Here is a 14,390-nt window from a genome sequence, read left to right as displayed (position 1 = left end):
CTCCCTTTAGTTCAAATCGATTCGTTTGTTGACCGCGCGGTAGAGTACGTCCACAAGTAAGTTAACGAACACGAAGACGAGTGAAGCGACTAATACGCCGCCTTGTACCATTGGTAAATCACGTGTTCGAATTGCATCGACAATCATTCGCCCGAGACCGTTTATGGCAAATACAGACTCGACTAGGACAGTACCGCCAAGCAAACTACCGAATTGCAGTCCAACGACTGTGATAACGGGAATCAGTGCATTCCGTAGTGCATGCTTGTAAATTACGAAGTGCTCTTTCAATCCTTTTGCACGTGCTGTTCGAATATAATCCTGACCGATGACGTCCAGCATGCTAGACCGCGTCATTCGAGCAACAATCGCGGCCCCACCAACGCCGAGTGTGACGGCTGGTAAAATAATATTTGCAGGTCCATCCCATCCCGCAACAGGTAACCATTGGAGCTTCACCGAAAACAGATACATCAGCAGAAGTCCAAGCCAAAAGCTAGGAAGGGAAATCCCCAATAGGGCAACGACCATCACACTGACATCGCGGATGGAGTATGGCTTCACAGCTGAGATAATACCGGCAGCTAAACCAAGTACGACTGTAATGAGGATGCTATAAAAGGCGAGTTCCATTGTGATTGGAAGTCGGAGTAGGATTTCATCAAGTACAGGTTGTTTGTTTTTTAAGGAATTCCCGAAATCTCCTTGAAATACGTTCCCTACGTACGTTAGATATTGCTCAGCAATTGGACGGTTGAGACCTAAGTCTTCACGGTATTGCTCAATCGTATCTTGGGAAGCGCCTTCACCTGCTAAAATAGCAGCGGGATCACCGGGGACCATTTGCATGATAAGAAAGACAACTAGAGTCACACCTAATATGACAGGAATAATTTGTACCAATCGTTTTGCGATGAACAAAAACATATGTGAACCTCCTTATTTTTTTAGTTTAGGGTCGAGGGCATCCCTTAGACCATCCCCAAAGAGATTAAATCCAAGAACCAGAATGGAAATCATTAGTCCAGGGAAAATGGCCATATACGGAGCGCTGAATAGAAAATCTCGTCCGCTTGAAAGCATGGCACCCCATTCGGGTGATGGAGGTTGTGCGCCGAGTCCCAAGAAGGATAGGCCAGCCGCTGAAAGAATCGCTGTTGCAAGACGCATCGAGCCTTGAACGATAATCGGTGACATCACGTTAGGCAAAATGTGTCTGAAGATGATGATGAAATCGTTTGCACCGATTGTTCGAATTGCATCAATATACTCCAGCTTTTTTACTTCCATAGTAGAACCGCGTACAATCCTTGCGAACAGAGGAATTGAGAAAACACCTACTGCGATTGTGACGTTGATCAATCCAGGTCCAAGTGCACTGATGATGGCAAGTGCAAGTAGAATTCCTGGGAAAGCTAACATGATGTCCAGTACGCGGCTGATGATGGTATCCACCCATTTACCGTAATAACCAGCAATTAGTCCGAGTGTAATTCCGAAGAAAGCACCGAATAATACGGAAGCGAAGCCGACTCCTATGGAAAGTCGGGATCCATAGAGTATGCGGCTTAAAATATCCCTTCCTTTATCATCCGTCCCCATCCAGTGCTCCATAGAAGGAGGTGTCAGTTTATCCTCTAGTGAAATGTCATAGGGATCGAACGGTGCGAGGATAGGAGCAATGAGCATCATAAGTAGATACGCACCTATAATGACAGCGCCTACCATAGCGGCTTTGTTTTGAGTCATCACGGACCAAAAGGATTGCCACCTTTCTTTACGAGTGTTCTTTCGGGCTCTAGCCAAATCAATGGACTGGGTCGTCGTTACTTTTGAAGCCATCTGTCATTCCCTCCCTGCTCATGTCTTTTATGATTAGTTCAAATGTAAGACGCTTTCGGACTGGTGTAAATAGGAATCTTCTAAGTAGTCAAAATACTTAAAAAGAATCACAAGATATTGAAAGTGATTTCTGTTTTGTTTTTATATAATCGATTTAGAACGACAAAACGAATTGAAGTGGGGGAGCGCGATGAAGAGTTGGAAGAGATTTCTTACGGTAGTACTAACAGGGGTGTTGCTTCTAATCTTGCAGGCTTGTTCAACAAGTGGGTCGAGTTCAGAAGACAAGGGAAGCGCAGAAGGTAAGGAAGGGAAAACGGATGAAGGGGGAACGTTAACAGTCGTTCGTCTATCTGATGCTACGGGATTAGATCCGCATTTCATTACAGACATTCCTTCTGCAAACGTAGTTCATGGGAAAATCTATGAAACGCTCGTCCAGTTTGATAAGGAAATGAACATTAAGCCGATGCTTGCAACTGAATGGGAACAAACGGATGATCTCACATGGGAATTCACACTCGTAGAAAATGTGAAGTTCCACGATGGTACACCATTTGATGCAGAAGCTGTGAAAAAGACGCTAGATCGAATTCTTGATCCAGCAACTGGTTCTCCGCAGCAATCAAAGCTTGGGATGATTCAAGAAGTTGTCGTAAAAGATCCAACTCACGTTACTCTGAAATTATCTGAACCGTATGCACCGTTACTTTCAATCCTTGCAAGTAATGAAGGAAGTATCATTAGTCCGAAGGCATTGGGTGAGTCAGCTGAAAAGCTCGCGACGCATCCAGTAGGTACTGGACCTTTTGTATTTGAATCTTGGAAGTCAGGCCAGGATATCACTTTGGTGAAGAACAAAGACTATTGGGGTACTCCGGTAAAACTCGATAAAGTTGTGTTTAAAGTTGTTCCTGAAGATGCAACAAGACTTGCGATGGTTGAACAAGGGGAAGCCCAGATTTCAGACCAAGTTCCAGTAACGGAAATAGATCGAATCGAAAGCTCGGATACTCTCAATTTGTATCGTGCGGAAGGATTAGCTGTAGAGTATGTTGGTTTTAATACAACAGCGGCACCATTTGATGACGTGAAAGTAAGACAGGCAGTCAGCTATGCAATTGAGCGCGAAGCAATTTTGAGCGGTGTATATAATGATGTCGGAACACTTGCGAATGTCGCGATGAGTCCGAAAGTATTCGGTTACAGCAAAGATGTAGAAGCTTATCCATATGATATTAATGAAGCAAAGAAACTCATGAAGGAAGCTGGACTTGAAGATGGCGTGACAGTGAAATTACTAACAAGTGACCGAAAAGAACGCATTAATATGGCAGAAGTGATTCAGTCACAACTTAAAGGAATCGGTGTGAATGTGGAAATCCAAGTAATGGAATACGGTGCGTATATCGATGAAGTCGACAGTGGTAATCACCAAATGTTCATTGGCGGATGGGGGAACGCAACAGGCGATGGAGACTACAACCAATATAACCTGTTCCATTCAGATTCTATTGGATCTCCGGGTAACCACTTCTACTATCAAAATCCTGAAATCGATAAGTTAATTGAACAAGGTCGAGTAGAAATGGAACCAAGCAAGCGTGAAGAAATCTATAAAGAAGCGATGCAACAAGAGATGGACGATGCGGTTTATATTCCAATCCGAAACTATGAGCATCTTGCTGTGTACAATAACGATGTGAAGGATTTCTGGTTGAGTCCATCGAATTATCTAATAATCAATGAAACAACGGTTAAGTAATCGTTGAAGTTAAAGAGTAAGGGCGATAATCACGTCCTTACTCTATCCTTTTGAAGGAGTGATGGTATTGACGACTTTGTTATTGAAAAATGTAACGTTGGAAACGGGATTCCGGTACGAAGGGGAACGAGTAGTTGCAACCAATACGACCGTATGTGATGTTTTTGTAAAAGATGGCAAAGTAGAAAAAATTGGTGAATCACTGACAGATACAGCAGATACAGTTATTGATGCTGGAGAAAATTTACTCATGCCTTCGATGCGAGAAATGCATATCCATGTGGATAAAACCTACTTTGGCGGTCCTTGGAAAGCATGTATTCCAATCACAAATGGCATTGTTACTCGTATAGAAGAGGAAGAAAAACTCTTGCCACAACAGTTGCCAGTTGCGTTGCAACGTGCAGAGAAAATGATTGAATGGTTGTTGTCACAAGGTCATACCCATATTCGATCGCATTGTAATGTTGATCCGCAAATCGGAACAAAGCATATTGAAATTACGTTAGAAGCGTTTGCGAAATTCGAAGGCATGTTAACGTATGACATTGTAGCTTTCCCGCAACACGGCTTATTACGTTCAAATTCTCAAGCCTTAATGAGGGAAGCGATGCGTAAAGGAGCAACACTAGTGGGGGGAGTAGACCCAGCAACGATTGATAGAGATATTGAGCGTTCACTCGCAACGACAATGGACATTGCAACGGAATCTGGAAAAGGATTGGATATACATATCCATGACGGCGACTCTCTCGGGGCGTTCGAATTTAAAAAACTAGCGGAACTTGCGACACAAGCAGGGAAGGTAGGGCAAACTACAATTAGCCATGCAATTGCACTTGGCGATTTAGAGGGTGCTGAACTGGATAATATGACAGCGATTTTAAGGGAAGCTCAAATCGACGTCACGACGACAATCCCTACGAACCGTAAAACAATTCCTGTCCAGTATTTACAGAAGAACGGTGTCAATGTATCGCTAGGACATGATAGTTTAACAGACCACTGGTCCCCTTATGGAACCGGCGATACCATTGAAAAGTTATCCATTTTGGCAGAACGTTTCCGATTCATGGATGAATATTCGTTGAATCGTACTTGGCAATATGCGACAGGTGGAATCATGCCTCTCGACGATGATGGGAATGCAGTCTGGCCTAAGGTTGGAGACGATGCGAACTTCTTACTGATCGATGCAGTTTGTTCAGCTCAAGCGGTAGCGCGTCGTAAGCCAATCAAACGAGTTATTTTCCAAGGAAAAGTGGTTTCGGAAAATGGCAATGTGCAGAGAGGTGTTCAGATAGGGGGCGTTCGACATGACTGAAACAACGTGGCTTGTAAATGTTAAGTTGGAGACGGGTAACCGATTGATGGATAACGGGGCAGTTGAAACCGAGACGGCGTTGCATACATTGAAAGTTGTGGATGGATTGATTGAAGAAATCCATGATGCTAATAGTCTTGTCAGTATGGATGGCGAACAGATTGATATGAAGGGCAAACTTGCGGTGCCACCGTTAAAAGAAATGCATAATCATTTGGATAAGACCTATATGACTTTAGACTGGAAAGCAGTTACGCCAGTTTCTAATTTAAAAGAACGTCTGCAACATGAAGCGGCGGAGCTTAAAGAATTGGCGGGTTCAACTGAGATGCGGGCAAAGAAAATGATCGAAACACTTCTTGGACATGGAGTTACGCATATCCGCACGCATGTGAATGTTGATCCGTATATCGGGTTGAAAAACTTAGAAGGTGTGAAAGCAGCGCTCCAGGCGTATGAAGGCATCGTGACTCACGAAATCGTAGCATTTCCTCAACACGGATTGCTTCGAGATGAAGTCCCTGCGCTAGTTCGTGAAGCAATGAGAAGTGGAGCGACAATCGTAGGTGGACTCGATCCTGCTGGAATTGACCAGTCCATTGAACGCTCGCTTCACGAGGTGATGGACATTGCGACTGAATTTGACGCAGACGTCGACATCCATTTACATGATGGTGGTATGGTCGGCTATTACACGTCGGACAAGTGGATAGATATCGTGGAGGATGCAGGGTATCGAGGTCGAACCGCGTTGAGCCATTCGTTTTGTTTAGGAGATGTCGCTGTGGGGCAACAGTTGAAGATTGCAGAACGTCTCGCTTCACAGGATGTTTCCATTATGTCCACGGTGCCAATCAATCTAAATAGAACGTTGCCACCGATTGAATTGTTAGATGCAGCTGGTGTGCGAGTTCAATTCGGATGCGATGGATTCTACGATTCATGGAGCCCGTATGGAACAGGAGACGTGCTAGAAAAAGTGACACGTTTCGGAGAACTCTCACGTAAAATTGAAGAAAAATCATTGCGCCAATCGCTACGATTTGCAACGAATGGTGTGACTCCGTTAAATGCAGATGGTGAACGCGTGTGGCCGTTAGTGAAAGATAAAGCTGACTTTGTATTCTTTGATGCTGCCTCAACAGCTGAAGTGGTAGCAAGGAAACCGATCGACCGCTGCGTGATGGTAAAAGGTAAAATTGTAACTCCAGCAGTTTAATTAGTAAGGGATGGCTGAGTATAGCCATCCCTTTTTTAGATAGTAGGTGAAACTATTTGGAACGCAGTCAAATGAAGCTGTATCTGATCGGATTGTTTTGTGTCACTGCGTGGGGGAGTAATTTTGTTTTCGGATCAATTCTAGTGAAGCAGTTTAATCCGGGGATCATTGCCATTATCCGTTTAATGTTCATATTAATATTTCTTTATACAGTGACTCGTCGGCAAGTTCGTGGTACTCGTATTGACAAAAGAGGTTGGCTGTTACTCGCAGTGGGCGGACTAATCGGTGTTTCGTTTAATCAGTGGAGTTTTTATGCAAGTTTGCAGTACACGGATCCGGTGACAGCATCACTGATTTTAGCGCTCTCTCCGATCGTGACGGTGTCACTTTCCGTTTATTATTTCAAAGAGAAGAGACGACTAATATTTTGGGGCGGTGCACTGATAGGGCTTTGCGGAGTATGGCTTGTCATTACCCAGGGAACTTGGTTTGTCCCTTCCATTGGGCGCGGCGAGTTTCTAATTGCAGGAACGATGTTGTCGTTTTCTGTATTTCTACTTCTCGTGCAGTATATGTCAAAAACAATGAGCGTTGGTGTGATTACTTGGTACACGAATCTCATCGGCATGATCGGCTTGTTGCCTTTTGTTTCATGGAAGGCGATTCCGTCAACTATGCAAGTTGATTGGACTTACTGGGTATTGCTTATTGTCACGGCTATCGTGATGCATGGATTGTGTACATACTTGTGGAATGGGGTCATACGTGAAGCAGGTGCATCTAACATTTCCTTGTTACTAAACTTGGAACCATTCATCGCGATGATTTTTAGCTATGTGATCTTGCAAGATGTCATTAGCTTGCCACAGCTAGTTGGCGGATTCATCATCATAACAGGAATTACCGTGTCGCTGCGGACCCAACAAGTCCAGACGGTTCAGGAGGGGAGTTAGATTACGGAACTGCGGGGTACTGAGTTTTGATTTTTGTATGTTAGTTAGAGTTAGGATTAGATCTGTTTCGCAATGGCGAGATGGGTCTTTTTTGTGTTGTCGGTCACTTATGATGATTTCTTCATCACAAATGGGGATTTGCCAATCACGCGTGAGGTTTTCTCCATCACATCTCTAGATTTCTCCGACACTCAGCGAAGTTTCTCGATAACGGGACACAATTCAACTGGTATAAGGGATTAATTGGTAGCGCTACGCTTGATTCTAGTGGGAAAATGCATGGTAAAAGGGGAATCGGAAAGATGACAGCGCTTATCGGTAGTTTTGGGGGAAGAATCGGAACTATGAGGAGTGGAATCGGCAATATCAAGCAAAGAATCGGCAACATAGGGGAATTAATCGGCAACGAGACACAATTCACCTGCATTAAGGGATTAATTAGGTGCGCTGCGCTTGAATTTATAGGGCTATTGAAGGCTTCAGTGGGATCAGCTTTAAGATTGGGAGAATCACCTGCTTCGCGGACAATCTTCTACCAACCAAGCAATTTTCAAAAATTCCATTGATTAGTTATACATGAATGTGTATAATAATACATTATTATGTATAGACAGACGAATGGAGATGAATGCATGGAGCATATGGGGCTGGTTTCGTTAGTCCCGCCTTTAGTGGCGGTAGTGTTAGCGATTGTGAGTAAAAATGTAATCATCGCTTTATTTTCTGGAGTTTTTGCGGGGGTACTTTTGTTAGTGGGTGGGAATCCATTGACGGCGACAACAGGCGTGATCGGGGATTATCTATTTCCTCAACTGACGGACAGTTATAATGCGGCTGTCCTGATTCTGCTGTTTTTCATCGGTGGGTTTGTTGCGCTGATGGAAAAATCGGGCGGTGGTGCAGCGCTTGCCGCGGCTTCAGTAAAGTACATAAAGACACGTGCTCAAGCGCAAGTGTCAGCTTGGCTCGGAGGGATTTTGATCTTTTTCTCCGATTTAGGAACTCCGTTAATTGTGGGACCTGTTTTTGAGAAGATTTTTGATAAGCTTAAGATTTCTCGGGAAAAACTCGCATGGATTATCGATTCGACGGCATCTCCGGTCGCTGTCCTCATCCCGTTTATAGGTTGGGGGGTCTATATCATGGGGCTCATTCGTGCTGAGTTCGATAAGATTGGGATTTCTGATTCGGAATACAATACGCTCGTCCATGTAATCCCTTTTCAATTTTATGCGTTGTTGACGGTAATTCTCGTTCCACTTATTGCTTTTTCAAAGCTAGATTTTGGACCGATGGAAAATGCTGAAAACCGTGTTCGTCAAACAGGGAAGTTGTATTGGCCAGAGTCTAAACCGCTTAGGAAGGCTGAAGAACTCAAAGAGTATACGACTGGGAGTAAAACGATACTGATTTGGCTTCCACTCACTGTATTGTTTATTACCTTATTTGGACTATTAATCTCAAAAGGTTTCCCTATGAAACCGGTCCCGGGTGGAGATTTCCGGGTAGCGTTGAGTACTGCTTATTTGTTTGCCGCAGTGACGATTATTGTTCTAATGCTCATTTATAAGGTGAAGAAGTTTAATGAAATCTTCGATATTTATACTACAGGTATGCAGAAGATGGTCTACGTAGCAGCGACGCTTATTCTTGCATGGTCGCTTGGGAAAGTGATTGAAGAGATGGGGACAGCGGCATTTATTGTAGAAATCATGCAAGGCAATGTGCCTGCGTTTATCATCCCGGCAATCCTTTTTGTTGTAGGTGCCGTTATGGCGCTGGCATCCGGGACGTCGTGGGGGACATTCGCAATTATGTTGCCAATCGCAATTCCGATGGCAGTAGCGCTCGATGCACATATGCTCGTTTGTATTGGTGCCGTATTGTCAGGAGGAATTTTCGGGGATCATTGTTCTCCGATTTCCGATACGACGATTTTGTCTTCAACAGGTGCTGGGGCGGATCACATCGATCACGTAAAGACGCAGATTCCTTATGCGATGTTGAATGCAACGATTGCACTGATTTCTTTCATTATCGCTGGAATTACAGGTAGTGCATGGACGCTCATCTTTACTGGCGGTGTACTGGTGGTGGCGGTATGGATTTTATCGAAAAGGAATAAAATAAAGGAAGTCCGAGCGCAAACACAGATTTCCTGAATAGAAACAGCCTACTCAATCAACACAGCGAGTAGGCTGTTTTTTTAATATAAACGTCCTAGTTTAATTCATGGGTATATTTTTATAATTATGGTGACTTTAGAAGTCTTTAAGACTATAATTGTTGATTGGGATGAATTGTAAGTGCATGCGTCTATTGTACTGTTACAAATTGTGAAAAGGGGATTGACATAATTATGAAGAAGAGAATGGGATTTAAAAGCATTAGTTCACGCCTTTACTGGGCTTTTGGGATTGTTATGTTACTAGTGCTCGGATTAGGATTTTTCACGTTGAATTCGGTGCAACGAGTTAACGAGAAAACAAAGGACATTATTGAACACGACACTAAGTTAGTTGCTGCAGATTTAAAGCTCGCGAATGCGATGGCTGGTCGAATGTCTGCTGTACGAGCGTATATGTTATTCGGAGAAGAGGAATACAAAGAAGAATTCGAGTCATTAACGGAATATGCAACTAATCTTCAAGGGGAGACTGAGAAGTTAGGGGGGGATTTGGGAGATTTAGTAGATAAGACTACTACTTGGAATGAAAGATTATCAACAGATGTTATTGATATGTACGACCAAAACCGGAAAGAGCGGGCTATCAAGAACTTGGAGAGTTTATCTATAGAAGGTACTGAATTGATTGCTGAGTATCATAGAGTCGCGAATAAGCGAGAAAAACAAACGGTTAAACATGGTGATGAAATCATTCACAGTGGAAGAATGACGCTAAGATGGGTGCTAGCAGTCTCACTTCTGACATTGATAGTCAGTGGCTTATCTTCTGCTTTGACAACGCGCGTCATTACTAGGCCGCTAATTCAAGTAAGAGACCGCATGAAATTGATGGCAGAAGGGGATTTAAGCCAGGAACCACTAGAGATTTTGTCGGCAGATGAAGCTGGACAGCTTGCAGTTGCGATGAATGAAATGAGTGATAATACACGTAATATGCTGAATCGCATCAATGATGTGTCGTCATCCGTTTCTGCACATAGTGAAGAGTTGACGCAGTCATCCACTGAAGTGAATCAAGCATCTGCGCAAATTGCCGTGACAATGTCAGAATTGACTTCCGGAATTGAGAGTGAAGCGAATACGGCTACCGATCTGGCTATGGCGATGGAACGGTTTGTGGAACGGGTTGAAAGTGCGAACGAGCGAGGAGAAGCGATTCAAAAAGCTTCTGTAAACGTCATGGAAAAGACGGAAAACGGATCGGCTTTAATGGAATCGTCCAGTGAGCAAATGCAACGGATCGACGCGATTGTCCAAGATGCTGTTACGAAAATCAAAGGATTGGATGTTCAGTCGCAAGAAATTTCGAAGCTTGTCGTTGTGATTAAAGATATTGCTGATCAGACGAATCTGTTGGCATTGAATGCAGCGATTGAAGCAGCACGCGCTGGAGAACATGGTAAAGGTTTTGCCGTAGTTGCAGAAGAAGTTCGGAAATTGGCTGAGCAAGTCGCAGTTTCTGTGACAGATATTACTGGTATTGTCGGGACGATTCAACAAGAGTCCAGTAGTGTTGCAGGCTCACTTGAGGCGGGATATGAGGAAGTGGAAAAGGGAACTGTGCAACTAATGACGACACGAGAAACATTTGCTGAAATCAGTAATGCTGTGAATAAAATGTCAGTGGATATTGGTGTCATATCGGAGAACCTATCTGAGATTGCGGCAGGCAGTGAAGAGATGAGTGAGTCAGTAGAAGAAATCGCAGCAATTTCCGAGCAGTCTTCCGCCGGTGTTCAAGAAACAGCGGCTGCTTCAGAGCAGACTAGTAGCTCGATGGAAGAATTGGCGGGTAGTTCGGCGCAACTTGCCGTGTTGGGACAAGATTTAAATGAACTGGTAAATGAATTTAAGTTGTAAGAGAATCGATCTCGCTTACTTGAATACTATTAAAGAAAGAGCAGCCTCTCCATATGTATGGAGTAGGCTGCTTTTTTTGTTGATTTAAATTGGTCATGAGTTCATCGAACAATCGTAAGTCTTCTACTAGATGCATTTTTAAATGGCTTGCTGTTGCTTGCGTTTTAGGAATTGGATGATGAATTCAATTCCGTGAAGTAGTGAAATGATGGGGAAAAGTTGCGTGGTCGTTGAGTATATTCAGCGTCACGCTCCTTTGTGAATAAATTCTAGAGATAACAGTTATTTACTGAGGAGTTTAGCTAAGTAGAGGGAGTCCAAGCTGATCAGTTAAAAATCCTTGCAAAGGAACCGATAAATAAGGTGATATCAAACGGAACTGTTCGTATAGCTGGTTCAAATGGCGCTGATCAATTTTTGAAAAAGTGGGCAAACCCTTACTTGGATTGCGACTTATCAGGTATTGGAGGATCCGTGCCTCTTTTTAAAAGGTTGTCCATTTGAAGTTTAGAGCGGAATAACACAATACTCATGCCTTCGAGTGGGTCATTGTGTTTATTTCGGGGTTTGTGAATCGAGAATATAAAGTCATGTTTCATTTGTGATTTAATATTTTTGAACAAGGTATTTAGTATTGATTTATTGGGAGGTAAGCAAGATGGATGATATCCAAGGTTTGATTTAATGAGAAACATTAAAATTTCGTAAAAAAGAGTGACTTTAGACCTTGTTCGGACTATAATGACGGATGGTATTGATTCATAAGAAATAAGATTGAATGATTCTAAGGAATCATGAGAGGGAGAGCGTTATGAAGAAAAGAGCGGGCTTTAAAAGCGTGAAAAGTAGATTGTTGACAACGTTTGGTGTAGTAGTGGTGCTAGTCATGGCTTTAGGGATTTATACAATTATTTCGGTCAATAAAGTTAATCAAAAGACCCAGGAGATTGTAGAGTTTGATACACAATTAATGGCGATTGAACTAAAGCTGGCGAATACGATGGCGGGACGAATGTCTGCAGTACGGGCATACGTTCTTTTTGGTGATGAACAATATAAAGAAGAATTTTTCTCTTTAACGGACGAAGGCATTGAATTGCAAGGAGAAGCTGAAAAATTAGGTGCTTCAGGTGATTTCGGGGACTTGGTTGATAAAATGATTACTTGGCGTAAGAACTTAGCGTCAGATGTCATTGATGTGTATGACCAAAACCGTAAAGAGCGTGCTGCTAAAAATTTGGAGGGGTTGTCTGCAGAAGGCACAGAATTGATTGCTGAGTATCATAGAATTGCGAATGAACGGGAAAAATTGACACAAAAACATGGGGAAGAGATTATTGCGAGTGGAAAACAGACACTTGTTTGGATTTCAATCGTGCTACTGCTAGTCCTCGTGATCAGTATTGGAGCAGCCTTATTTACGGCACGTGTGATTACGGTTCCAATTAAGCGGGTAATGGAACGCATGCAACTGATTGCTGACGGCGATCTGAGCCATGAACCATTGGCTGTCACTTCTCGTGACGAAGTGGGCCAGCTTGCCGCTGCTACGAATGACATGAGTGGGCATACGCGTGAAATGCTGAATAGCATCAATGATGTTTCTTCATCAGTTTCAGCCCATAGTGAGGAGTTGACTCAGTCGTCGACGGAAGTGAATGCGGCGTCACAACAAATCGCAGTGACGATGCAAGAATTGACTTCAGGAATCGAAAGTGAAGCAAATACCGCAACTGATTTGGCGATGATGATGGAACGTTTTGTGGAACGGGTTGAGGATGCAAACCAAAAAGGTGAAGCTATCCAACAGACGTCTAAAAATGTTTTGGATCAGACAGAGAACGGTGCCCAATTGATGGAATCCTCTACTGAACAGATGCAGCGGATTGACGCGATCGTCCAAGAAGCTGTTACAAAAATCAAAGGGCTGGATGTTCAGTCACAAGAAATCTCGAAGCTTGTCGTTGTGATCAAGGATATAGCTGATCAGACGAATCTGTTGGCATTGAATGCAGCAATTGAAGCAGCGCGCGCCGGAGAACACGGTAAAGGATTTGCCGTTGTTGCAGAAGAAGTGCGGAAACTAGCTGAACAAGTTGCTGTATCTGTGACAGACATTACTGGAATTGTCGGTACGATTCAGCAAGAGTCGAGTAGCGTAGCAGGATCGCTTGAGTCAGGGTATGAAGAAGTGGAAAAAGGGACTGCACAACTTAAGACGACTCGTGAAACGTTTGCTGAAATTAGTGGCGCTGTCAACAAGATGACTACTGATATAAGTATCATTTCTCAAAACCTTGAAGAAATTGCAGCTGGAAGCGAAGAGATGAGCGAGTCGGTTGAAGAAATCGCAGCTATTTCCGAGCAATCGGCTGCTGGAGTTCAAGAAACAGCGGCTGCTTCGCAACAAACGAGCAGTTCGATGGAAGAAGTGGCGGGCAGTTCTGCACAACTTGCGCAACTTGCCGAAAACTTGAATGGATTGGTACGAGAATTTAAGTTGTAAGGGAATAAGTTTGGAGAAGAGCTCATCCGCTGGAAATGCGGATGGGTTTTTTTGTTTGCGGTGAATGTTCGCGATAATTAGGATTAGCCGGGGGAGAATCGGAAAGATAATTGCGGAAATCGGCATTATTATATGCAGAATCGGCAACATGTAGAGAAGAATCGGCACTTGGAGGCGAACAATCGGCAACATCAGCGAATTAATCGGAATCGGGACACAATTCAGCGCCCTTAAGGGATTAATTGGTAGATCTTCGCTTGTTTGGGGATGGGCTATTTCACTGCGAGTTGAGGAATCGGAAAGATAATTGCAGAAATCGGCATTATCATGTGCAAAATCGGCAACTTGTAGAGAAGAATCGGCAACTTGAGGGGAACAATCGGCAACAGCAGAGAATTAATCGGAATCGGGACACAATTCAGCGCTGTTGAGGGATTAATTGGTAGCGCTTCGCTTGTTTGGGGATGGGCTATTACACTGTGAAGTGAGGAATCAGCAAGATAATTGCGGAAATCGGCATTATCATGTGCAGAATCGGAAACATGTAGAGAAGAATCGGAAACTTGAGGGAAACAATCGGCAACATCAGAGAATTAATCGGAATCGGGGAACAATTCAACGCCGTTAAGGAATTAATTGGTGGAGCTTCGCTTGTTTGGGAATGGGCTATTTCACTGCGAAGTGAGGAATCGGCAAGATAATTGCGGAAATCGGCATTATCATGTGCAGA

10 protein-coding genes are annotated in these 14,390 nt (G+C 43.5%); 8 read left to right on the top strand and 2 right to left on the bottom strand.

The window, feature by feature from the left end; genetic code table 11:
- Positions 1-6: 6 nt before the first annotated feature.
- Together nikB and RL70_RS05825 are read right to left on the bottom strand one after the other, a co-directional pair.
- Positions 7-927, bottom strand: a complete 921-nt coding sequence (gene nikB / locus RL70_RS05830; protein ID WP_039042480.1) for a nickel ABC transporter permease — start codon at positions 925-927, stop codon at positions 7-9.
- Positions 928-939: 12 nt separating this feature from the next.
- Complete coding sequence (locus tag RL70_RS05825; RefSeq protein WP_039042479.1) at positions 940-1,842, bottom strand: ABC transporter permease; 903 nt, start codon at positions 1,840-1,842, stop codon at positions 940-942.
- Positions 1,843-2,032: 190 nt separating this feature from the next.
- On the opposite strand from RL70_RS05825, the gene RL70_RS05820 reads away from it, so the two are divergent.
- The 8 genes from RL70_RS05820 (at position 2,033) to RL70_RS17805 (ending at position 14,361) form a co-directional block, all read left to right on the top strand.
- On the top strand, positions 2,033-3,607 hold the full coding sequence (locus tag RL70_RS05820; protein ID WP_039042478.1) for a glutathione ABC transporter substrate-binding protein: 1,575 nt from the start codon (positions 2,033-2,035) through the stop codon (positions 3,605-3,607).
- Positions 3,608-3,674: 67 nt separating this feature from the next.
- Positions 3,675-4,931: an amidohydrolase gene (locus tag RL70_RS05815; protein ID WP_052245799.1), complete on the top strand. Its 1,257-nt coding sequence runs from the start codon at positions 3,675-3,677 to the stop codon at positions 4,929-4,931.
- On the top strand, positions 4,924-6,150 hold the full coding sequence (locus RL70_RS05810; RefSeq protein ID WP_039042476.1) for an amidohydrolase: 1,227 nt from the start codon (positions 4,924-4,926) through the stop codon (positions 6,148-6,150). Before RL70_RS05815 ends, RL70_RS05810 begins: the two co-directional genes overlap by 8 nt.
- Positions 6,151-6,206: 56 nt before the next feature.
- On the top strand, positions 6,207-7,106 hold the full coding sequence (locus RL70_RS05805; RefSeq protein ID WP_052245798.1) for a DMT family transporter: 900 nt from the start codon (positions 6,207-6,209) through the stop codon (positions 7,104-7,106).
- A 632-nt stretch (positions 7,107-7,738) separates the two neighbouring features.
- On the top strand, positions 7,739-9,268 hold the full coding sequence (locus tag RL70_RS05795; RefSeq protein WP_039042474.1) for a Na+/H+ antiporter NhaC family protein: 1,530 nt from the start codon (positions 7,739-7,741) through the stop codon (positions 9,266-9,268).
- Between the two features lie 197 nt (positions 9,269-9,465).
- On the top strand, positions 9,466-11,154 hold the full coding sequence (locus RL70_RS05790; protein ID WP_039042473.1) for a methyl-accepting chemotaxis protein: 1,689 nt from the start codon (positions 9,466-9,468) through the stop codon (positions 11,152-11,154).
- An 811-nt stretch (positions 11,155-11,965) separates the two neighbouring features.
- Entirely contained in the window at positions 11,966-13,660 is a 1,695-nt protein-coding gene (locus tag RL70_RS05785; protein ID WP_039042472.1) for a methyl-accepting chemotaxis protein, read from the top strand.
- A 563-nt stretch (positions 13,661-14,223) separates the two neighbouring features.
- A complete protein-coding gene (locus RL70_RS17805) occupies positions 14,224-14,361 on the top strand; it encodes a hypothetical protein (RefSeq protein WP_156137916.1) in 138 nt (45 codons plus the stop codon).
- Positions 14,362-14,390 lie beyond the last annotated feature (29 nt).

The sequence above is a fragment of the Sporosarcina sp. ZBG7A genome, assembly GCF_000813425.1.
Classification (GTDB): Bacteria; Bacillota; Bacilli; order Bacillales_A; family Planococcaceae; genus Sporosarcina.
This window is presented reverse-complemented; position numbering and strand designations above follow the sequence as displayed.

Coding starts and splice junctions, on each gene's coding strand:
- RL70_RS05825 (WP_039042479.1), bottom strand. CDS start 1,842: ATGGCTTCAAAAGTAACGACGACCCAGTCCATTGATTTGGCTAGAGCC.
- RL70_RS05785 (WP_039042472.1), top strand. CDS start 11,966: ATGAAGAAAAGAGCGGGCTTTAAAAGCGTGAAAAGTAGATTGTTGACA.
- RL70_RS05810 (WP_039042476.1), top strand. CDS start 4,924: ATGACTGAAACAACGTGGCTTGTAAATGTTAAGTTGGAGACGGGTAAC.
- RL70_RS05795 (WP_039042474.1), top strand. CDS start 7,739: ATGGAGCATATGGGGCTGGTTTCGTTAGTCCCGCCTTTAGTGGCGGTA.
- RL70_RS05820 (WP_039042478.1), top strand. CDS start 2,033: ATGAAGAGTTGGAAGAGATTTCTTACGGTAGTACTAACAGGGGTGTTG.
- nikB (WP_039042480.1), bottom strand. CDS start 927: ATGTTTTTGTTCATCGCAAAACGATTGGTACAAATTATTCCTGTCATA.
- RL70_RS05790 (WP_039042473.1), top strand. CDS start 9,466: ATGAAGAAGAGAATGGGATTTAAAAGCATTAGTTCACGCCTTTACTGG.